Source organism: Mesorhizobium sp. WSM4841 (assembly GCF_055811515.1).
Map to the genome: position 1 here is coordinate 46,421 of NZ_JBVVQC010000022.1, position 19,890 is coordinate 66,310.

Genomic DNA, 19,890 nt, shown 5'->3' on the forward strand with positions numbered 1-19,890 from the left:
TATGGCAAGCGAAGAAATAGCGGGAAACGGCTTCGAGCCGGACGTTAAAGTCCGCACCAGGGAATTCAGGATCGGCTGCGTCGGCGCCGGCATGATCATGGCCGAGTGCCATCTTGCCGCCTATCACGAAGCTGGGTTTCCCGTGGTGGCGATCGCCTCGCGGACCAAGGCCAGTGCTGAGAAGGTCGCCAAGCGCTGGGAGATCCCGACCGTCCACGATACGCCGGAACAGCTTATCGAGGACGAAAATGTCGAGATCATCGACCTTGCGTTTCCGCCCGACCAGCAGCCGGCGCTGATCCGCCATGCGCTGAAGCAGACGCACATCAAGGCGATCCTGGCGCAGAAGCCGCTGGCGCTGTCGCTCAAGGATGCGATCGAGTTGCGCGACGAGGCGGCCAGGGCTGGCAAGATCCTCTCGGTCAACCAGAACATGCGCTACGACCAGTCGATGCGCGTGCTGAAGCAGATCATGGATAGCGGCGCGCTCGGTGACATCGTCTTCGCGCAGATCGACATGCATGCGATCCCGCACTGGCAGACATTCCTCGAGGACTATGACCGGCTGACGCTTGCCAATATGAGCGTCCACCATCTCGACGTGCTGCGCTTCCTGTTCGGTGATCCCGACGAGATTACGACGCTGACGCGTAAGGATCCGCGCACGAAGTTCGACCATTCCGACGGCATCACCGTTTCGACGCTGCGGTTTCCGTCCGGGGTGCTCGCAGTGTCGCTGGAGGATGTCTGGTCCGGCCCGCGCCAGGAGGGTTACAAGGACGACCAGCACATCAACTGGCGCGTCGACGGCACCAAGGGCGTCGCCAAGGGCACGATCGGCTGGCCGACGGGTTCTGCCTCGACGCTGACCTATGCCTCGACCGCGACCACCGGCGGCGAATGGGTGACACCCAGCTGGGAGACAATGTGGTTCCCGCATGCCTTCATCGGCGTGATGGAGCAGCTCCAGCACGCAGTGAAGACGGGTGAGCCGCCCGCACTTTCCGTCGCCGACAACGTCAAGACCATGGCGCTGATCGAAGCGGGCTATCGCTCGATCGATGAGGGTCGCACGGTCAAGCTTTCCGAAATCTCGACAAACTCAATCAACTGAATCGCTTACAGGGAGGACTTCACATCATGATGCAGGCAGGTATCTTCACGGGCTATTTCCCGTACGGCCTCAAGGAAACCGCGCAAAAGATCCGCGCGCTCGATTTCAACACGGTGCAGCTCGATCTGCATTTTAAGGATGTTGACCTGTCGGCCGGGCAGATCACCAAGGACAAGGCCACGACGGTTCGCGACACCTTCCGCGACCACAATCTGCCGATCTGCTGTGTGTCGGGTTACACCAACATCATCCATCCCGACATGGGCGAGCGCGAGAGGCGCGTCGGCTATCTGAAGGAGATCATCCGCAATGCGCGCCATTTCGGCACGCCTTACGTGATCTCGGAAACCGGCACCTACAACACCGAGTCCGACTGGGTGCACCATCCGAAGAACAAGACCGAGGAAGGTTTCGAGCAATGCCGCAAGGTCATCGCCGACCTTGCCCAGACGGCCTACGACCACGGCGCGGTCTTCCTGCTCGAAACCTATGTCAACAACGTCGTCGGCTCGGTCGAGGAGACGGTGAAGATGTTCGCGCAGGTCGACCATCCGGGCCTCGGCCTTTTGATGGACCCGACCAACTATTTCGAGACGCACAACATCGACAGGATGGACCAGATCCTCAACCAGGTGTTCGACACGCTGACCGACAAAATCAAAATAGCCCACGCCAAGGACGTCAAGCGCTCGGGCGGTGATAAGTCGGAGAAGCACGCCGACATCGGCGACGAGGACGCGCTGGAGAGCCACACTTTCCGCGGTGTAGGCGAGATCGAGCTGCCGGCGCCCGGCCTCGGTTCGCTGAACTACGATCTCTATCTCAAGCGGCTTGCCGAAAAGCACCCGAACATCCCGGTCATCATCGAGCATCTCTCGGAAGATGACGTGCCGCGGGCCAAGAAATTCCTCGACGGCAAGTTCCGCGCCAACGGGCTCTGACAGGAGTCCTGCGTCGCCGCGGCGGCGCTTTCCGCCGGGAGGAAATATAATGGAGGAAGAGAAATGTTGAAATTCGGATTGAAACTGGCGGCGGCCGCGACGGTGCTCGCCGGTCTCGCATTCAGCTCGCAGGCATTGGCGCAGGAGAAGACGTTCTATCTGCTGTCGCATGGCGGCCCGTCGGATGCATTCTGGCTCGACTGGAATGCCGGTGCCACCAAGGCCTGCGACCAGCTCAAGGTGACCTGCAAGATCTCCTTCAGCGGCGGCGACATGGCGGCGCAGAAGGAAGCTTTCAGCTCAGCACTCGCCGCCAAGCCGGACGGTATCGCCACCACTTCGGCGCAGCCCGGGCTGTGGACGGAAGAGGTGAAGGCAGCCAAGGCTGCCGGCATCCCGATCGTGTTCTTCAACACCGACGATCCGGCAACCGGGAGGCAGGCCTATGTCGGCGCCGATCTCAAGGAGGCCGGTGCCATCTGGGCCAAGTACCTGGTCGACCACAAGATGGTGAAGCAGGGCGACAAGGTGTTCCTGCCGGTGGAAGTGCCTGGAGCCAGCTACCAGCAGCTCGAGACCGAAGGCATCGCCAGCGTCTTCGATCCGCTCGGCATCAAATATGATGTGGTCGATTGCGGCACCGATCCGGCCGGCATCATCGCCAAGATGACCGACTATATGGTCGCCAACAATCCGCCGGCGATCATCGCGCTCGGCGATTCCGTCGCGGCCAGCATCAAGCGGGTGTTCGACGGCGCCGGCGTGCCGGCCGGCAAGATCCCGGTCGTCGGCTGGGGGAATTCCCGGGAAACCGCCGAAGCCGTCAAGGCCGGCTTCGTCAACGCGGCTGCCTGGCAGTTCCCGTCGGCGCAAGGCTTCATGCCGGTGGCGCTGCTCGGGCTTGCCGCCTCGGGTGAACCGATCGGCTACGACATTCACACCTTCAGCCTCTACGACGCGACAAGCGTCGAGCCGATCCTGAAACTCTACGACAAGTGATGGAAACTGACGCCCGCCGCGCAGGCGGCGGGCGCCGCCTTGAAGTATGGTCCGATCCGTCATGACAATTGCCGCAGAAGAGGAAATGCCTGACGTGAAACGCAGGTCGAGCCTGATTCGCTCACCGCAATTCTCCTCGCTCGTCATCCTTATGGTGCTGCTGGCGGTGTTCGCCATCGCCGACGCCAACTTCCTGTCGCCGCTCAACATCTCCAACATGATGGCCTTCCTGCCCGAGCTCGGCATCATCGCGCTCGGCATGACGCTGCTTTTGACAGCAGGCGAGTTCGACCTTTCGGTCGGCGCCGTTTTCGGGCTGGCGCCGGTCATCGTCATGCTGCTGGTGCAGAGCGGCCAGGTTGATATCGGTGTGGCGCTGCTTGCCGGGCTGCTGCTGTGCGTGGCGATCGGCGCCATCAACGGGCTGATCGTCACCAAGATTGGCATCTCCTCCTTCCTGGTGACGCTGTCGATGCTGCTCGTCGTGCGGGGTGCTGCGCTCTACATCACGCAAGGCTTTCCGCTAAAATCCTGGGACCAGCCAGGCTTTTTCGTGACGCTGCTGGCCGGCAGCTTCAATATCGGAACGTTCCGTTTCTATACGTCCTTGTGGTGGTTCATCGCCCTGTCGCTGCTGGCGATCTACGTGCTGCACTACGCCAAGCTCGGCAACTGGATCAGCGCCATCGGCTCCAACCGCAACGCCGCGGTGGCGCGCGGCGTGCCGGCCGATGCGGTCAAGATCTGGCTGTTCATCCTGACCTCGGTGCTGGCTGGTCTGGCCGGCATGATCAGCGCCTTCCGCATCTCTGCCGCCTCGCCGGTGGCCGGCACCGGCTACGAGCTCGAAGTGATCGCAATGGTGGTGGTTGGCGGCACGGCGCTGACCGGCGGGCGCGGCACCATCCTGGGCACGATCGTCGGTGCGCTGATGCTGCGCAGCATCCGCAACGGCATCGTGCTGATCGGCGTGCCCGGGCTCGCCTACAACATCTTCGTCGGCGTCATCATCCTCGCCATGCTCATCCTGCACGCGTTGCTGCAGAAGAACGCCGCCAGGAGCTGACCATGGAAGTGCTTCGGCTTCAGAACCTGCAAAAGTCCTTCGGCAGCGTCCGCGCCCTGAAGAGCGCCTCCTTCACACTTAATGAGGGCGAAGTGGTGGCCTTGCTCGGCGACAATGGCGCCGGCAAATCCACGCTGATCAAGGCGATCTCCGGCGTGTTTCCCGTCGACCGCGGCGACATCTATGTGCGCGGCCAAAAAGTCTCGATCCGCTCGACGCGCGACGCCATGGATCTCGGCATCGAGACCATTCACCAGGATACGTCGCTGGCGCCGGACCTCAGCATCGCGCGCAATCTCTTTCTCGGTCGCGAGCCGGTCAACTTGAAATGGCTGGGCGTGTTCGCGCCGCTCGACCTCGCCAAGCTGCGCGATGCCGCCGCGGCACTTTTGAAGCGCGTCGGCATCTCGAAAAAGCTCGATGCCGATGCGCTGGTCAGCACGCTGTCGGGTGGTGAACGCCAGTCGATTGCCATTTCGCGCGCCATGCAGTTCGCCGCCAAGGTCATCATCCTCGACGAGCCGACCAACAATCTCGGCGTCGAGGAAACACACGGCGTGCTGCGCTTCGTCAAGGAGGTGCGCGCCGCCGGTCATTCCGTGCTTTTGATCACCCACAACATCCATCACGTCTTTCAGGTCGCCGACCGCATCATCGTCATGCGCCGCGGCGAGATCGTCGCCGAGCAGACGGTCGCCGATACCGACCTGCTGACGGTGGAGAGCATCATCACCGGCGCCGACATGTCGGCCCTGCTCAAGGAGACGAGAGCAAAGTGAAGGAACTGGCCGTCACATGGTAGAGCTTTACGGCAAGACGCTTTCGCGCCGGCAGGTCTCGGAGCGGTCCGGCATGCTGTCGCAATTCGCCGGCGTGCGGCTGATGACGCTTGGCGACGGGGTGGAGCGCGGCATACGGATGCTCGAATTCCGCACCGGCTCCGGCCTGCGTTTCACCGCGCTGGTCGACCGGGCGCTTGATGTCGCCGATTGCGACTTCAAGGGCCAGGCGATCGGCTGGCATTCGCCGAGCGGCTTTCGCCATCCCGGCCTGCACGAGTATGAAGGCGAGGAGGGGCTGGCCTGGGCACGGTCGTTTTCGGGCCTGCTGCTGACCTGCGGCCTCGACCATATCCTGTTCATGGACGAGGTTCCGGCCGACAGCTACAACTATCCGCCGAAAAAGACGGTGCGCCATTCGCTGCATGGCCGCGTCAGCACCATCCCGGCGCGGTTGGTCGGCTACGGCGAAGCGTGGGACAGCGACCGCTGTGTGCTGTGGGCCGAGGCGATCGTCCAGCAATCGACGGTGTTCGGCGAGGATCTGCATCTGCTGCGGCGGATCGAGGCCGATGTCGGCGGCAACGAGATCCGGCTGTCGGACCGTGTCGTCAATCACGGCTTCAACCGCACGCCGCATATGTACTTTTATCACATCAACGTCAGCCATCCGGTGCTCGACGAAGGCTCGCGCTATCTGGCGCCGATTCGCGACGTTGTCTGGGCGGGCCATGCCGGCGAGCGCTACGAGGCGCAAAAGGTCGGCTATCGCACAGTGCCGGCGCCGCAACTGGGTTTCATGGAACAGGTCTGGCAGCACGAACTCGGCGCCGACGCCAAGGGTGAGGTGCCGGTGGCCGTGGTCAACGACCGTCTTGGCCTTGGCCTGGAAGTCGTCACGCGCAAAGACCAACTGCCTTGCGCCTATGAATGGCAGAATTTCCAGGCGGGACAGTATGCGCTGGGCATAGAGCCGTCGACGCATCACGTGCTCGGCAATCTGTCGGCGCGCGAGCGCGGCGAGATGATCTGGCTGGAGCATGGCGAAAGCCGCTCCTACAATGCGGTGTTCCGGGTTCTCGACGGCGCCGGCGACATCGCCGCCGCTGAAAGCCGGATCGCTGACATCGCCAGGCAGCCGCAGCAGGATTATCCGCGGCCGTCAGGCAATTTTCCGGTGCTCGGAGGCAGATCGTGATGATGGCGAGGACGACGCGAAGCACCAGTTGGGAGGCTCGCTCCGGTTGGAGCGGGGAGGGTTCGCGGCCCACCAGGAATTGGAGGTCACAATGGCTGGCACAATGAAGCGCGACTACAGCCTGGTTGGCGAAAGCACGCGCAGGGCGATCGAGACGGGACTGGCCTCGGCCGAATGGTACCATACCGACGTCCCGCGCAAGGTCATCAAGGAGTTGATGCAACGTTCCGACGGCCCGGCGATCCGCGACACGATCATCTGGATCGCCGCCATCCTGGGTTCCGCTGCCGGCGGCGTTTATTTCTGGGGCACCTGGTGGTGCGTGCCGTTCTTCTTCGTCTATGGCGTGCTCTACGGCTCCTCCAGCGACTCGCGCTGGCACGAATGCGGCCATGGCACCGCCTTCCGGACGCGCTGGATGAATGATGTGGTCTACCAAATCGCCAGCTTCATGCTGATGCGCAATCCGGTGACCTGGCGCTGGAGCCATGCCCGCCACCACACCGACACCATCATCGTCGGACGCGATGCCGAGATCGCCGTGATGCGCCCGCCGGACCTTTTGCGTGCGGCGCTCGCTTTCACCGGCATCCTTGATTTTCGCTATTCGCTTCCGGCGCTGGTACGTCAAGCGTTCGGCAAGCTGACGCCCGACGAGAAAAGCTACGTTCCCGAGATGGAACAGCACAAGGCCGTCATCGCCGCGCGCTGGCATGTCGCCATCTACGTCGCCACGATTGCGCTCGCCCTCACTATGCGGTCATGGGTGCCGCTGGTGCTCATCGGCGTACCGCGCCTCTACGGCACCTGGCACATGGTGCTGACAGGGCTGCTGCAGCACATCGGTCTCGCCGACAATGTGGTCGATCATCGGCTCAACAGCCGGACCGTCTACATGAATCGGATCAGCCGGTTCATCTATTGGAATATGAACTACCACGTCGAGCATCACATGTTCCCGATGGTGCCCTATCACGCGCTGCCCAGGCTGCACGAACTGATCAAGCACGATTTGCCGGAGCCGAACCCGTCGATGTGGCATGCCTATCGCGAGGTCTGGCCGGTCCTGCTCAGGCAACTCAAATACGAGGACTATTTCCTCAAGCGCGAACTGCCTCCGACGGCACGGCCCTATCGCGGCGAGTTCCACGAAGTGAACATGTCGGCAGCAGCTGAATAGGCACCGCGCGCCGCCGCAATGCAGGAATTTCGGGAGAAACAGAGATGGCCGATTGGGTCGAAGCGTGCGCCGCGGACGACGTCGACGAAGAGGATGTCATCCGCTTCGACCATGGCGGCCGCACCTTCGCGATCTATCGTTCCCCTGATGACGAATTCTTTGCCACCGACGGGTTTTGCACGCATGAGAAGGCCCACCTGGCCGACGGGCTTGTCATGGACGACATCATCGAATGCCCCAAGCACAATGGCCGCTTCAATTACAAGACCGGCCAGGCCAAAGGGGCTCCCGTCTGTGTCAATCTGCAGACCTATCCGGTCAAGGTCGAAGCTGGCAAGGTGATGATCCAGATCTAAAGCATGATCCCGAAAAGTGGGACCCGGTTTTCGGAAATATCATGCAAATTGAATCCTGACTGGCCTGCCGTATACGCAACAAGGAACCAAAATCGATGAGCCGTAAAAGACCCACGATCGCCGACCTGCGCGCCATGAAGGGCAAGCGGCAGCTGACCATGCTGCGCGTGTTGACGATGGACGAGGCCGAGGCCGCCGAAAGAGCCGGGGTGGACATCGTCTCGGTACCGCCGGAGCTCGTGCTCAACCCGCAATACCGCGATGCCGCACCCAGCCTGTTCACCATGCCGGGCGACAATTTCTATGAGATCGGCACAGCCGACGATTTCGTGCGCTGGGCATTCCGGCTTTACAAGGCAAGCGCCGACGCGGTCTATTGCAGCGCCGGCTTCGCCACCGTCAAGCGCCTTGCCGACGACGCGATCCCGGTGATCGGCCATGTCGGCCTGATCCCATCGCGCGCCACCTGGACCGGCGGCTTCAAGGCCGTCGGCAAAACCGCCGACAGCGCCATGCAGATTTTCGAAGCGGTCAAACAGTACGAGGCCGCCGGCGCGATCGGTGCCGAGATCGAAGTCGTGCCGGTCGAGGTGGCCAAGGCAATTTCGGAACGGACCTCGCTGATCATGCTGTCGATGGGGGCGGGCACCGGCTGTGACGCGCAATATCTATTCGCCGACGATATCCTTGGGCAGAACCGCGGCCACATGCCCCGCCATTCCAAGGTCTACCGCAATTTTGCCGCCGAATATGACCGCCTGCAGGCGGAACGCGTTGCCGCCTTTTCCGAATATGTCGCCGACGTGAACAGCCTGGCCTATCCCGAAGACAAGCATGTGGTGCACATGGACCCGGACCAACTCGGTCTGTTCATGAAAAGGGTCGACAGCGCGGCTTGAGCAGGGCGGCGCAAACTAGCTAGGCCTGCCAGCTTCCACCAGCGAGTGCGGCGTAGAGCGCCTCGGCGTCGATGCCCTGGGGCCTGTCCTCCCTGAGCGGCAGGACGAGCGCGCGCACCGCGGCATGAATCGCGGCGGTCGCCGGCGCCAGCGTCAGCCCATCGCGCAGGTCGACGGCCTGTGCGGCCGCTATCAGCTCGAAGGCAATCAGCCGCTGCCACAGCTCGATCATGTCGGCGCATTTCGAGACGGCCAGTGGTGCCTGGGTCGCATGGTCCTCGACGCCTTCCGAGACGGCTAGGAAGTCGAGCATCACCGGGTTTGCCTTGTGGCGGATGGCGGCGAGAATCGCGCTCACTGTCTTTTGCAGCGGCACGAAGCCGGCCGAAGCGCCGCCGACCGGCGACAGATATTTGGGCAGGCCGTTGCGGCCTGAGCCGGTGAGCTGGATGAAGCGGGCGGCACAGGCAGCCGCACATTGAGCTATGGCAAGGCCAAGCGTCTCGAAGGCCAGCGACAGCGAAGGGGTGTGGAAATTGCCGGTCGACAGCACCATGTCTTCGTCGCCCAGCACCAGCGGGTTGTCGGCGGCGGCGTTGAGCTCGATCTCGACGGCTTGCCTGGCCCGATCGATTGCCTGCAGCAGCGCACCATGGATCGACGGCATGCAGCGGATCGACAGCGGGTCCTGCAAGGTCGTCGGTGACGGCGCCTTGTCGCGTGCCAGCAGATCGCGCAAGCCTTTTGCCGCCTGCTGCTGGCCGGTTGCTGGTCGCGCCGCCTGCAAGCGTGGGTCGAGGATCGTTTGGTTGGCGCCGATGCCTTCCATGGTCAGCGCGCCCGCCTGCTGTTGTTGCGCGAAGGCGGTCAGTGCGTCGGCCACCGCCAGCGCGCCGCTGCCGGCGGACACCGCCGAGGCGCTTATAAGCGACAGCCCGTCCTTGGGGGCGAGGCTGACAGGCGCAAGGCGCGCCAATGCCAGCGCCCTGGCCGCCGGCATGCGCCGGCCCTGAAAGTCGGCTTCGCCGTCGCCGGTCAGCATGCGACCGAGCGTTGCCATCAGCAGCAGGTCGCTGTCGCCGATCGAGCCCAGCGACGGCATCACCGGATGCACGCCGGCATTGAGCGCGTCGATGAGTGCGACGAAAACCTCTGACGAAATGCCCGACCCACCGGCCGAAAGCATCGCCGCACGGGCAAGCATCGTCGCGCGCACGATGTCTTGCGGCAGCGCGTCACCCACCGCGCCGCTGCGCCCTTCGAGCAACTGGCGCTGGAAGGCGCTGGCGTCGCCGCTGACCGACGTGCCGAGATTGGCGCCGAGACCGGTGTTGACCCCATAGATTGGCTGCCCAGAAGCGGCGGCGCGGTCGAGCACTTTTCGCGCCCTGTCCAGCCTCTCCATGACCGCGGGGGCTACTTCCACCCTGCGTCCGTCGCGGGCAACCGCCGCGACATCCTCGACGCGAATGCCGGCCCCGGTGAGGACGAGCGCACTCATGCGAAGCGCAGCCGCTGGCCGATGCCTTGGGCCTGCGCCTTGGCCAGCATCGCCTTGCCCAGCGCGATATCGGAGAGCGACAGGCCGCGATGCCAGAACAGGATCGTCTCGTCGTCGCTCTGGCGTCCTGGCTTTAGACCGGCGGCGATCTGGCCAAGTTCGGCGTGCAGCGTCTGTTCGCTCAGGCGTCCGGTCTCGACATGGGCGCGCAGCGAGCCGAATTTGCCGGCCTTGCACTGGCCCCAGTCGTCGACGACGATCTTTTGCATGATGTCGGTCAACGACAGCTCCACCGCGCTCATCGTCCCGTAGGGCATCACCAGCGCGCCGGGCCTGATCCATTCGGTCTTCAGCAGCGGCTGCGGTTCCGGCAGCCGCGAGGCCTCGACGACGATGTCGGCGCCCTCGACGCAAGCGCGCCAGTCGGCGACCGCCGTGACCTTCTTGCCGAGATCGGTGGACAGCTTGGCGGCAAAGCCGTCACGGCTTTCCGGCCGGCGCGAATGCACGCGGATCTCGTCAAAGTCGAAAAGGTGGTCGAGGAGGCGCACGTTCCAGTAGGCGGTGCCGCGCGCGCCGATATGGCCGAGGATCTTCGACGTCTTTTTCGCCAGATGTTTTGCGCCGATGGCAGTGACGGCACCGGTGCGCATGTCGGTGATCCCAGTGGCGTCGAGAATACCGCGCGGCGTGCCGGTGCGCGGATCGAAGAGATTGAGGATGCCGAATTCTGATGGCAGGCCGTGCAGGTAATTGTCGACATAGTCACCGACAATCTTGACGCCGGCCGCATCGAGCGGCGCGACGTAGCCGCGCAGGACATTGAAATGGCCGTTGAAGGACGGGTCCGGCTCGAGATGGACGCGCGGCTCGATCACCGTCTGGCCGTTGCCCTGCGCCATCAGGCCGGCCTCGACCGCTTCGATGATTTCGGCATCGGTCATATCAAGCGCTTCGATGTCGAGGGCGTTGAGATAATCGATGTAGATGGGCTTCATGCGCAGATTGGTCCTGATGAAGGGGGCGTTCCTAGTCAGAAGAGCCGAAACGAAATCGCGAAGCGTCAAAGTTCGATGGCGAGGTTCAGTCATCGCATAACAGGTTGCGATACGACACGAAAGTTTGTTGGTCCATGTCTGGACGGCGCCGCCCAAATGCTGTTCAAACCGGTGCGTCATCGATTTGCCGGACAATTGCCTGGTTCCCAGTGGCGCGGGAAAAACTTTCGTACAGTTCTGCGCATGACCGCCATTCCCGAAAACAAAGCCTTGGTCGAGACCGCGACGACGGCGCGGCAGGCGCGGCGCGTGGCGCTGATCGTCGCCGTCGCCTTCTTCATGCAGCTTCTGGATTCGACGATCATCTCGACATCGCTGCCGCAGATGGGAGAATCCTTCGGCGTGCCGGCGGTGGCGATGAGCATCGGCATCACCGTCTATATGCTGACCATGGCGGTGTTCGTGCCGCTGTCGGGCTGGCTCGCCGACCGTTTCGGCGCGCGCAACATCTTCCTCGTGGCGATCGCGCTGTTCACGCTGGCCTCGATCGCCTGCGGCATCTCGCAGAACCTGACTCAGTTCGTCGCCGCGCGTGCCGTGCAGGGCCTGGGTAGTGCGCTGATGACGCCGGTCGGCCGAATCCTGGTGCTGCGCAACGCCTCGAAGTCCGAGCTGCTCAACGCCACCGCGCTGATCACCTGGCCGGCGCTGTTCGCGCCGGTGATCGGGCCGGTGCTTGGCGGCTTTATCACCACGTATCTCTCCTGGCACTGGAATTTATTCATCAACATTCCGCTCGGCGCAGCGGGACTAGCGCTGGTCGCCCGCTTCATTCCCGGCGACCGCGACTCCGAAACCAGGCCGCTCGACTGGCCGGGCTTCCTTCTGACCTCGGTCGGGCTCGCGTCAATGCTCTACGGCCTCGAGCGCATCGCCCATCCGGAAGACGGCGCCATGCCGACCGTAGCGCTGCTTGTCGCCGGCACCTTGGTCGGCTGGCTGGCCGTGCGGCATCTGGCGCGCGCAAAAAATCCGCTGCTCGACCTCACGGCATTCAAGGTACAGACTTTCGCCATCTCGACGCTGTCGGCCGGCACCATTTTCCGGGTCGCCATCAACGCCACGCCGTTTCTGCTGCCGCTGCTGTTCCAGGTCGGATTCGGCCTGAGACCCGTCGATGCCGGCATGCTGATCCTGGCCTATTTTCTGGGCAATCTCGGCATGAAGACGGTGACGACACCGACGCTGAAGCGCTTCGGTTTCCGTTCGGTGCTGGTCGTCAACGGGGTGATCGCATCGCTGTCGATCATGGCCTGTGCGGCGATATCGCCGCAGACCCCGCAAGCGCTGGTGGTGGCGCTGATGCTGATTGCCGGGCTGTCGCGTTCGATGCAGTTCACCGCGCTCAACACGCTGGCCTTCGCCGATGTGGCCTCACCGCAGCGGAGCTCGGCAGCGACGTTGTCCAGCATGCTGCAGCAAGTGGCGATGCTGTTCGGCGTAGCGGTCGCCGCGGCGCTGCTCAACTTGTCGCAGATCGCGAGAAGCGGGCCGGTGCTCGACCTCTTCGACTTCCGCCTCGCCTTCCTGGCGATCGGCGCTATCGGGCTCGCGGCCTCGTTCCGCTTTTTGGCGCTGCCGCCGACGGCGGGCGCCGAGGTTTCGGGCCACTTTCCGCGGAACTGAGGTCGGGCTTGACCTTCTCCCACAAGGGGAGAAGGAAAGGGCGCTGCTCGCTACACCGGCCGATATACCTTCTCCGCCGTGTTCCAAAAAATGTCCGCCTTTGCCGCCGCACCATGCTTGGCCATCGCCTCCCGGTGCGCCTTGATCAGTTCGGCATGGCTGGTCCACAGCTTTTCGATCGGGAAGTTCGAGCCGAACATCAGATGATCGCTGCCGAGGATGTCGATTGCGTTGTCGACGACGTAGGCGATCAGCGCCGGGTCGTTGCGGTGGACGAAGGTGCCGAGGCCGGACAGCTTGGCGTAGAGGTTTGGCGCTGCTGAAAGCGTGCGCAGACCGGCTTTCCAGACTTGCGTGGTTTCCTCCGACATGTCGGTCAGCATGCCGGCATGCGTGAGGATGAAATTGGTCTCAGGATTCTCGCCGACAAGCGTCAGGCCGTCCTTCATCTGAGCCGGGAAAAGCTGCAGGTCGAAAGACAGGCCGTAGTCCTTCAGCCGCGCCACATTAGCCCGCACCTTCGGGTCGATGACCTGATCGGGCGCGGCGGCGAAGCGAAACGCCGGCGTTTCGTGCCAGTGGAGCTGCATGCGCACGCCGCGCAGCAGCTTGTATTTTACCAGCCGGTCGATCTGCGGCCTGATATCGTCCACCGTCATGTCGGCATAGCCGACGATGGCATGCGGCCAGCCGGTTTCGTTAGCCGTCTTCTGCAGGAAGGCGACCTCGGTCTCGAAATCCTCCTTCGCCCAGTTGGTCTGCACATAGACCGCCTTCTCGACGCCGGAGCCTTGCTGGTCGGCGAGGAATTCCTCGATCGGATAGTCGCGGCGGATCGGCTCGTAGGGTCCGAAGATGCGCGGCACCATCGGCCCGCGCAACCAGGGTTGATCTTCTCGGCGCCAGATGTGGAAATGCGCGTCGATCGCCTTTTGGGTCATGAAACCCTCTTCCAGATTGCTGCAGCCGCAGGGGCGGGGCGGGCGAGCGACAGGATGAAATCGGTGAGGCCCGAGATCGACGAGCCATCGACGAGATCGTCGAGCACCGGCAGGATGGCGCGAAGAGCTGCCGTCGCCGGCAGAAAGCGCGGGTCGCCGGCCAGAGGCGTCGCCAGCGAAAGCCGGAAGGCGCGTGCGCTCAGCCGGCGCATCGCCATTTCCAGCTCGGCATGGTCGCCGCGCTCCAACGCATCCGACAGGATGACGACCGCAGCGCCGCGCGCGAAAGCGGAGAAGCGCGGCACTGACAGGAGGGCGAGCAGCGTCGGTCCCATGCGGGTGCCGCCGTCCCAGTCGTCGACCAGTGCTGCCACGCGGGCCAGCGCCTGGTCGCGGTCGCGAATGCGCAGCGCCGCGGTGATGCGGGTCAGCCGCGTGCCGAAGGTGAAAATTTCGGCCCGGTCCGCGCCTTGCACCGCCGCATGCGCCATTTTGAGATAGTCCGATGTGTAGAGCTTCATCGAGCCCGACACGTCGATCAGCAACAAAAGCTTGCGCGGCACCATTTGCCGGCGGCGCAGCAGCGGCGACGGCACGTCGCCGTCGGCACTGACGATTTCGCGGAGCGAACGGCGCAGATCGAGCTTGCCGCGCGCGTGCGTTCGCACGGTGCGGAAGGAGCGACGGACGGGCAGGGCGGTAGCGAGCTTGCGGCGGAAGGCGGCAAACCCGTCGCCGTCACGCTGGAAGTCGCGGGCGCTCAGCTGTTCGGCGCCGGACGACAGCTCGCCGCCTTTCTCCTGGCGCGCCACCTCGATCTCTTCATCGCTGGCGCCGCCGTCGTCTTTGACACGGGTTTCCTCGTCGGCCTCGCCTTCGACGAGGGCAGCCGTGTTGCCGTAGAAATGGCTTTGGAAATGCGCCTCGAATTCGTCGCGGCGGTCGGGCGGCGGCGCCAGCGTGGCAAGGGCCGCTTCGTGGATATCGGCCATCGACCGCGGGCCAAGCAGCGTCACCGCCTGCATGAAGCCTGACACCTGCTCGGGCGCCACCGGGAAGCCATAGCGGCGCAGCAGCCGGCCAAAGCCGAGCAAGGGCGCTGCCGCGCGTGGTAAGGCTGTGGCGCTCACGCCAATGCCTCCTCGACGATCCGGCCAAGCTCAGGCGCGATGTAGGATAGGTCCTCCTCGTCCTTGATCAGCACTCCGATGGCGCGGCGAAAAGCTTCCGGCCACGGGCTGCCGCCTTTTTCGAGGATCGTCGCGGCATTGGCCCATTCGACCGCCTCGGCAATGCCGGGCGGCTTCGCCAGCGGCCGGGCGCGGATGTCGCGCACGGCAGATGCCACGGCGCGTGCGGTCGCCTCGGCGACGTCACCGGCGCGCAGCATGATGATGGCGGCCTCGCGCCCGGCGTCGGGGTAGGTAATCCAGTGGTAGACGCAGCGGCGCCGCAGCGCCTCGGCCAGTTCGCGGGTGCGGTTCGAGGTCAGGATGACGATCGGCTGCGATTTGGTGCGAATAGTGCCGCGCTCGGGAATGCTGATCTGGAAATCGGACAGGAACTCCAGGAGCAGCGCTTCGAACTCATGATCCGAACGGTCGATCTCGTCGACCAGCAGCACGCGCTTTTCCGGCGCCTTCAGCACCTGCAGCAGCGGCCGCGCGATCAGGAAACGGTCGTCATAGATGTCGACCTCATGCTCGCCGGCATGGCGGATGGCGAGCAACTGGCGCTGATAGTTCCATTCGTAGAGCGCATGCGCTGCGTCGATACCCTCATAGCATTGCAGCCGTACCAGGTCGCGCCTGAGCACTTCGGCGATTGCTTTTGCGGCCTCCGTCTTGCCGACACCGGGCGCGCCCTCGAGTAGCAGCGGCTTGCCCAGCCTGATCGCCAGAAAGATGGCGGTCGCCAGGCTTTCATCGGCCAGATAGCGCGAGGCGGCGAGGCGGGATGCCACCGCCTCCGGCGAGATCGCGACAGTCTCGGCGCTTCTCTTGGGCATTTCCAGCACTCAGTTCGAAGCTTGCGCCCTCAACGCGCGCAGGATGCGTTCCGGCGTGATCGGCAGCGTGTCGATGCGCACGCCGACGGCGTCGAAGACGGCATTGGCGACCGCGGGAATCTGTGGGTTGGCGCACATTTCGCCTGGCCCCTTGGCGCCGTACGGGCCGTCGGCCGAGGGTCGTTCCAGCACGATGATCTCAGTTTGCGCAAGATCGCCAGGTCCCGGCATCAGATATTGGTTGAAGTCGGTGCCGCCATGATTGCGGTTGGGGTAGTAGGGTTCGGTCGTCTCGTAGAGTGCGTGGCTGATGCCCATCCACGAGCCGCCGACGAGCTGCTGCTCGACCATTTTCGGGTTCAGCGCGCGGCCAATCTCGAAGACATTCTTCACCGTCAGCACGGTGACCTCGCCGGTTTCGTCATCGACCTCGACCTCGGCCACGGTGCAGGCGTGCGCATAGCAGGTCGACGGTTTCATCGCGCCGGTTTCTTTCTCGGGATATGAGCGCGGGATCAAAAACATGCCGCGGCCGGAAATCGAGCGGCCGCGCTTGAAATGCGCCGACAGCGCGACATCGAAGATCGAGATCGATTTTTGCGGGGCGCCCTTGACCAGGATGTTGCCCTGGCCGTCGGTCTCGAGGTCCGAGGCATTCACCTCCAACTCCTCGGCCGCCACTTCCAGCATCACCTGGCGGGCTTCCCTGGCCGCCTGGATGACCGCGTTGCCGGCGCGGTGCGTGCCGCGCGAGGCGAAGGTGCCCATGCAGTGCGGGCCAGTGTCGGTGTCGGCGGTGTCGACGACGACGCGGTCGGTCGGCACGCCGATCGTCTCGGCGCAGATCTGCGCCATGATCTGCTTCATGCCCTGGCCGAGATCGACGCTCGACAGCGTCACCATGAAATTGCCGGTCGGCGTCGAATGGACCAACGCCTGGGTCGGGTCGCCGCCGAGATTCATGCCGGTCGGATAATTGATCGCGGCGACGCCGCGTCCGCGCCTGATCGCCATCTCAAGCTCCCTTCGCGTAGGACGACATCGCCATGAACTTCTCCGCCACCGGCCAGTTGGCGGCGCGCGAAGCTTCCTGCATGCACTCGATCAGCGCGGCTCCTTCGGTCGGCTGGCGGTGCGCCTTCATGTCGCCGTCGCGGTAGGCGTTGATGAAGCGGAATTCGAGCGGGTCCATGCCGATCAGCCGGGCGAGCTTGTCCATCTGCACTTCCAGCGCGAAATCGCCGATGGTGACACCGAAGCCGCGCATGGCGGAGGAGGGGGTGCGGTTGGTGTAGACGCAGTAGGTGTCGATCCAGACATTCGGGATCGTGTAGGGGCCGGGATAGTGGCCGGCGCCCTTCTGCGCGCCGTAGGGCGAGTGGCGCGAATAGGCGCCGGCATCGGTGTAGCCGGTGACTTTTCTGGCGACGATGCGGCCGTCCTTCATGACGCCGTCCTTGATGACGACCTTTTCCGCCGCGCGCGGCGAGGAGATCTGCATCTCCTCCGCGCGGCTGTAGATGAAGGAGACAGGACGACCGGTCAGCTTGGCGCCGAGGATCGCAATCGGCTCGACAATGACGTCGACCTTGCCGCCAAAACCGCCGCCGACGGTACCGCCGACGAAATGCAGTCTGTTGCCGGGCATCTGCAGGATGATCGAGGCATTATCGAGCGTGAAGAACATCGCCTGCGTGTTGGTGTAGCAGGTGAAGCGATCGTTGCCCTCGGGGGCGACGATGCAGCCGGTCGTCTCGGTCGGCGCATGCTCGATCGGCGACGATTGGTAGGTCTGTTCGAGCACGTGATCGGCGCTGGCGAAGCCGGCCTCGACATCGCCGAAGCGCACCTTGCGGCATTCACCGCTGTCATAGAGATAGTAGTTCCGGCCGTGATATTCGTTGACTATCGGCGCGCCGGGCTTCAGCGCTTCCTCCATGTCGAAGACCGCCGGCAGCACCTCGTAATCGACCTTGACCTTGGCCGCCGCCTCCTGCGCGGCACGCTCGGTCTCGGCCAGCACCGCCACCACCGCCTCGCCCTTCCAGCGCACCTTGCCGTCGGCCAGCACCGTCTCGTCCTCCGGCCCGATCTGGATCAGGATCAGGATGGTGTAGACATTGTGCGGCACGTCCTTGGCGGTCAGGATTTTCACCACGCCCGGATGCTTCTCGGCCTCTGAAATGTCGATGCCGCGGATGCGGGCGTGATGATGCGGGCTGCGCACGATCTTCAGATGCAGCATGCCGGGGAAATTGCGGTCGGCGAAATAAGCGGTCTTGCCGGTGACGTGACCGGGTGAATCCGAACGCGGCCGCGGTTGGCCGATCTCGTGCAGATCGTCCTTGCGCTGGTCGGCGAAATAGCTCTTGCGGAGTTCCATCTTTTTGACTCCCGTCAGGCCGCATTCTGCGAATTGGACCGCGCGGCGGTCAGCACCGCCTGGATGATCGGCTCGTAGCCGGTGCAGCGGCAGATATTGCCCGACAGCGCCTCGACCACCTCGTCGCGGCTGGGGTTCGGCGTGTGGTCGAGCAGCACCTTGGCGGCCATGATCATGCCCGGCGTGCAGAAGCCGCATTGGGTGGCGAAGGCGTCGAGGAAGGCGCGCTGCAAAGGATGCAGCACGCCGCCTTCCGAAAGACCTGACGTCGTGGTGATGGCGGCGCCGCTGCAGGTCTCGGCCAGCGTCAGGCAGGAAAGCCGCAGCTCGCCGTCGATGATGACCGAGCAGGCGCCGCATGTGCCCTGATGGCAGCCGCCCTTCGGCGAGGTGTCGCCGATCTTGTCGCGCAGCGCATGAAGCAGCGTCGTGCCGCTGTCGATGAATTCGGCCTTCTCCGCGCCGTTGAGCGTGAACTGAACCGGGACCTTTGCCATCTTTTCTACTCCTTGCGCCGCAGCCAGGCGGACTTACCCGCCATTGGCTTTCAGGCGAGCAAAAGCCGGCCGAGATGGACCGGCAGGACTTCGTTGCGATACCAGGCACTGGCGATCGGATCGGTGATCGGCGCGGTGCCGTCGCTCGCAACGGCCAGCGCCGGCGCGATGCCGTCGCTGCTGAGTATTCTGCCGAGCAGCGCCTTCTCCGCCGCCGTCGCGCGCATCGGACGGTCGGCCATGCAGCCAAGCGCGATCCGCGCCGAAGACACGGTGCCGTCCGGCGCCTGTTCCAGCACGGCGGCGATGCTCAGCACCGAGACGCCCTTCGGCTTGATCCGCGACACTTTCAGGAAGCGAAAGCCGCCTTCCACTGGCAAGCTGAAGCCGACCGAAGTGACGATGGCGTGATTGCTTTCGCGCTTTGCCAGGAAGGTTTCGATCGGCATCTCGCCGCCATCGATGCTGACTGTTGCGTCCAGCGCCAGCAGCGCCACGGTGAAATCGCCATAGGGCGCCGGGGCGAAGAGATTGCCGCCGATCGTCGCCATGTTGCGGATCGCCGGGCCGCCGACGGCGCGCGCGGCGCCGGCAAGCGGAGCGAGATCCAGGTGACGGGTGATCGCCGCCATGGTCACCGAGGCGCCGATGCGAACCTCACTGCCGGAAACAGTGATGGCCGACAGCGCCGGTTCGGTCGACCTGATAAGACTGGAGACCGAGACATCGCCTTCATTGGCGGCGCGCACGGCCAGCGTGCCGCCGCCGAGATAGCGGGTGCCGGCGGCTTTCAGCGCCGCGGTCGCGTCCTTCACCGTCGAGAAAGTCTGCAATGCAAGCGCCATGGAACGCTCCTGTTTGTCAGCCCCATTCAGTTCAACCTTGGTCGGCGAAATGACTTTTCAAAGCGTTGAAGCCGCCCTGGAAGACGTTGGCGCCCATGCCTTCGGCCAGCTTGTCGGCTTCCTCGGGAGCAGCGTCGAAGCTGGCGGTCCATTCGGCATAGGTGCGGTCGCCATCGGTCACCCGCCGCAGCTGCAGCGTCGCCTTGTGGTTGGTGAGCGGTTGCGGCGTCTCCAGGATGGAGTAGCTGACGAGGAAATTGTCGTCGGAGAAGTCGAGCAGCTTTTCGCGGATGCGGGCGCCGCTGGCGAGCTCGAAATTGCGCACGCAGCCGATCGTGCCGGCATCCTTGCCGTCCTCGATATGGCTTTCGACCATGCGCGGGTGCCAGCTCGGCAGACCGTTGAAGTCGCGTATGCGCGCCCAGACCTTTTCGATCGGTGCGTCGATGACGCTGGAGATGGTGACTTTCGCCATATGATCGTTCCCTTGCAAATATCT

The 19,890-nt window shown here is 64.0% G+C and carries 20 protein-coding genes; 10 read left to right on the forward strand and 10 right to left on the reverse strand.

What is annotated here, in order from left to right; genetic code table 11:
* The first annotated feature begins 1 nt into the window (after nt 1).
* The 9 genes from AC0L14_RS23125 (at nt 2) to AC0L14_RS23165 (ending at nt 8,532) form a co-directional block, all read left to right on the forward strand.
* Nucleotides 2–1,114 carry a Gfo/Idh/MocA family protein gene (locus AC0L14_RS23125; RefSeq protein ID WP_473529668.1) on the forward strand — a complete coding sequence of 371 codons (1,113 nt, stop codon included), beginning with the start codon at nt 2–4 and terminating at the stop codon, nt 1,112–1,114.
* 26 nt (nt 1,115–1,140) lie between these two features.
* Nucleotides 1,141–2,055: a sugar phosphate isomerase/epimerase family protein gene (locus AC0L14_RS23130; protein WP_473529667.1), complete on the forward strand. Its 915-nt coding sequence runs from the start codon at nt 1,141–1,143 to the stop codon at nt 2,053–2,055.
* A 63-nt stretch (nt 2,056–2,118) separates the two neighbouring features.
* Entirely contained in the window at nt 2,119–3,054 is a 936-nt protein-coding gene (locus tag AC0L14_RS23135; RefSeq protein WP_473488143.1) for a sugar ABC transporter substrate-binding protein, read from the forward strand.
* 85 nt (nt 3,055–3,139) lie between these two features.
* Nucleotides 3,140–4,120, forward strand: a complete 981-nt coding sequence (locus AC0L14_RS23140; RefSeq protein WP_244603137.1) for an ABC transporter permease — start codon at nt 3,140–3,142, stop codon at nt 4,118–4,120.
* A complete protein-coding gene (locus tag AC0L14_RS23145; protein WP_473488227.1) occupies nt 4,117–4,899 on the forward strand; it encodes an ATP-binding cassette domain-containing protein in 783 nt (260 codons plus the stop codon). Before AC0L14_RS23140 ends, AC0L14_RS23145 begins: the two co-directional genes overlap by 4 nt.
* Before the next feature lie 16 nt (nt 4,900–4,915).
* The gene (locus AC0L14_RS23150) at nt 4,916–6,097 is read left to right on the forward strand and encodes an aldose 1-epimerase family protein (protein ID WP_473488141.1); all 1,182 of its coding nucleotides are present in this window, start codon (nt 4,916–4,918) and stop codon (nt 6,095–6,097) included.
* Between the two features lie 91 nt (nt 6,098–6,188).
* On the forward strand, nt 6,189–7,277 hold the full coding sequence (locus AC0L14_RS23155) for a fatty acid desaturase family protein (RefSeq protein ID WP_473529665.1): 1,089 nt from the start codon (nt 6,189–6,191) through the stop codon (nt 7,275–7,277).
* A gap of 44 nt (nt 7,278–7,321) precedes the next feature.
* Nucleotides 7,322–7,633: a MocE family 2Fe-2S type ferredoxin gene (locus AC0L14_RS23160; RefSeq protein ID WP_473529664.1), complete on the forward strand. Its 312-nt coding sequence runs from the start codon at nt 7,322–7,324 to the stop codon at nt 7,631–7,633.
* Between the two features lie 95 nt (nt 7,634–7,728).
* Nucleotides 7,729–8,532 (forward strand): 3-methyl-2-oxobutanoate hydroxymethyltransferase, encoded by an 804-nt coding sequence (locus AC0L14_RS23165; protein WP_473488139.1) that lies wholly within the window; start codon nt 7,729–7,731, stop codon nt 8,530–8,532.
* 19 nt (nt 8,533–8,551) lie between these two features.
* On the opposite strand, the gene AC0L14_RS23170 is transcribed toward AC0L14_RS23165, so the two are convergent.
* Together AC0L14_RS23170 and AC0L14_RS23175 are read right to left on the reverse strand one after the other, a co-directional pair.
* On the reverse strand, nt 8,552–10,033 hold the full coding sequence (locus tag AC0L14_RS23170; RefSeq protein WP_473750870.1) for an HAL/PAL/TAL family ammonia-lyase: 1,482 nt from the start codon (nt 10,031–10,033) through the stop codon (nt 8,552–8,554).
* Nucleotides 10,030–11,031: an ornithine cyclodeaminase family protein gene (locus AC0L14_RS23175; protein ID WP_473529663.1), complete on the reverse strand. Its 1,002-nt coding sequence runs from the start codon at nt 11,029–11,031 to the stop codon at nt 10,030–10,032. Before AC0L14_RS23175 ends, AC0L14_RS23170 begins: the two co-directional genes overlap by 4 nt.
* A gap of 243 nt (nt 11,032–11,274) precedes the next feature.
* On the opposite strand from AC0L14_RS23175, the gene AC0L14_RS23180 reads away from it, so the two are divergent.
* Nucleotides 11,275–12,717, forward strand: coding sequence for a DHA2 family efflux MFS transporter permease subunit (locus AC0L14_RS23180; RefSeq protein WP_473750872.1), 1,443 nt, complete (start codon nt 11,275–11,277; stop codon nt 12,715–12,717).
* A 50-nt stretch (nt 12,718–12,767) separates the two neighbouring features.
* Here the strand turns inward: AC0L14_RS23180 and AC0L14_RS23185 are convergent, their stop codons facing one another.
* Genes AC0L14_RS23185 through AC0L14_RS23220 form a run of 8 tightly spaced genes read right to left on the reverse strand, consistent with a single transcriptional unit; the run spans nt 12,768 to nt 19,866 of the window.
* Nucleotides 12,768–13,658, reverse strand: a complete 891-nt coding sequence (locus tag AC0L14_RS23185; RefSeq protein WP_473750873.1) for an amidohydrolase family protein — start codon at nt 13,656–13,658, stop codon at nt 12,768–12,770.
* Nucleotides 13,655–14,731, reverse strand: a complete 1,077-nt coding sequence (locus AC0L14_RS23190) for a vWA domain-containing protein (RefSeq protein ID WP_473750887.1) — start codon at nt 14,729–14,731, stop codon at nt 13,655–13,657. The genes AC0L14_RS23185 and AC0L14_RS23190 overlap by 4 nt, the downstream gene beginning before the upstream one ends.
* Before the next feature lie 53 nt (nt 14,732–14,784).
* Nucleotides 14,785–15,666, reverse strand: coding sequence for an AAA family ATPase (locus AC0L14_RS23195; RefSeq protein WP_473750874.1), 882 nt, complete (start codon nt 15,664–15,666; stop codon nt 14,785–14,787).
* Nucleotides 15,667–15,675: 9 nt separating this feature from the next.
* A complete protein-coding gene (locus AC0L14_RS23200) occupies nt 15,676–16,680 on the reverse strand; it encodes a xanthine dehydrogenase family protein molybdopterin-binding subunit (RefSeq protein WP_473636583.1) in 1,005 nt (334 codons plus the stop codon).
* 1 nt (nt 16,681) lies between these two features.
* A complete protein-coding gene (locus AC0L14_RS23205) occupies nt 16,682–18,049 on the reverse strand; it encodes a xanthine dehydrogenase family protein molybdopterin-binding subunit (protein WP_473636584.1) in 1,368 nt (455 codons plus the stop codon).
* 14 nt (nt 18,050–18,063) lie between these two features.
* Complete coding sequence (locus AC0L14_RS23210) at nt 18,064–18,546, reverse strand: (2Fe-2S)-binding protein (protein ID WP_192359772.1); 483 nt, start codon at nt 18,544–18,546, stop codon at nt 18,064–18,066.
* A gap of 50 nt (nt 18,547–18,596) precedes the next feature.
* Complete coding sequence (locus AC0L14_RS23215; RefSeq protein ID WP_473526521.1) at nt 18,597–19,391, reverse strand: FAD binding domain-containing protein; 795 nt, start codon at nt 19,389–19,391, stop codon at nt 18,597–18,599.
* A gap of 31 nt (nt 19,392–19,422) precedes the next feature.
* Nucleotides 19,423–19,866: an SRPBCC family protein gene (locus tag AC0L14_RS23220; RefSeq protein WP_473526522.1), complete on the reverse strand. Its 444-nt coding sequence runs from the start codon at nt 19,864–19,866 to the stop codon at nt 19,423–19,425.
* Nucleotides 19,867–19,890: the final 24 nt, after the last annotated feature.

Coding starts and splice junctions, on each gene's coding strand:
- AC0L14_RS23125 (WP_473529668.1), top strand. CDS start 2: ATGGCAAGCGAAGAAATAGCGGGAAACGGCTTCGAGCCGGACGTTAAA.
- AC0L14_RS23130 (WP_473529667.1), top strand. CDS start 1,141: ATGATGCAGGCAGGTATCTTCACGGGCTATTTCCCGTACGGCCTCAAG.
- AC0L14_RS23135 (WP_473488143.1), top strand. CDS start 2,119: ATGTTGAAATTCGGATTGAAACTGGCGGCGGCCGCGACGGTGCTCGCC.
- AC0L14_RS23140 (WP_244603137.1), top strand. CDS start 3,140: ATGCCTGACGTGAAACGCAGGTCGAGCCTGATTCGCTCACCGCAATTC.
- AC0L14_RS23150 (WP_473488141.1), top strand. CDS start 4,916: ATGGTAGAGCTTTACGGCAAGACGCTTTCGCGCCGGCAGGTCTCGGAG.
- AC0L14_RS23155 (WP_473529665.1), top strand. CDS start 6,189: ATGGCTGGCACAATGAAGCGCGACTACAGCCTGGTTGGCGAAAGCACG.
- AC0L14_RS23160 (WP_473529664.1), top strand. CDS start 7,322: ATGGCCGATTGGGTCGAAGCGTGCGCCGCGGACGACGTCGACGAAGAG.
- AC0L14_RS23165 (WP_473488139.1), top strand. CDS start 7,729: ATGAGCCGTAAAAGACCCACGATCGCCGACCTGCGCGCCATGAAGGGC.
- AC0L14_RS23170 (WP_473750870.1), bottom strand. CDS start 10,033: ATGAGTGCGCTCGTCCTCACCGGGGCCGGCATTCGCGTCGAGGATGTC.
- AC0L14_RS23175 (WP_473529663.1), bottom strand. CDS start 11,031: ATGAAGCCCATCTACATCGATTATCTCAACGCCCTCGACATCGAAGCG.
- AC0L14_RS23180 (WP_473750872.1), top strand. CDS start 11,275: ATGACCGCCATTCCCGAAAACAAAGCCTTGGTCGAGACCGCGACGACG.
- AC0L14_RS23185 (WP_473750873.1), bottom strand. CDS start 13,658: ATGACCCAAAAGGCGATCGACGCGCATTTCCACATCTGGCGCCGAGAA.
- AC0L14_RS23195 (WP_473750874.1), bottom strand. CDS start 15,666: ATGCCCAAGAGAAGCGCCGAGACTGTCGCGATCTCGCCGGAGGCGGTG.
- AC0L14_RS23200 (WP_473636583.1), bottom strand. CDS start 16,680: ATGGCGATCAGGCGCGGACGCGGCGTCGCCGCGATCAATTATCCGACC.
- AC0L14_RS23205 (WP_473636584.1), bottom strand. CDS start 18,049: ATGGAACTCCGCAAGAGCTATTTCGCCGACCAGCGCAAGGACGATCTG.
- AC0L14_RS23210 (WP_192359772.1), bottom strand. CDS start 18,546: ATGGCAAAGGTCCCGGTTCAGTTCACGCTCAACGGCGCGGAGAAGGCC.
- AC0L14_RS23215 (WP_473526521.1), bottom strand. CDS start 19,391: ATGGCGCTTGCATTGCAGACTTTCTCGACGGTGAAGGACGCGACCGCG.
- AC0L14_RS23220 (WP_473526522.1), bottom strand. CDS start 19,866: ATGGCGAAAGTCACCATCTCCAGCGTCATCGACGCACCGATCGAAAAG.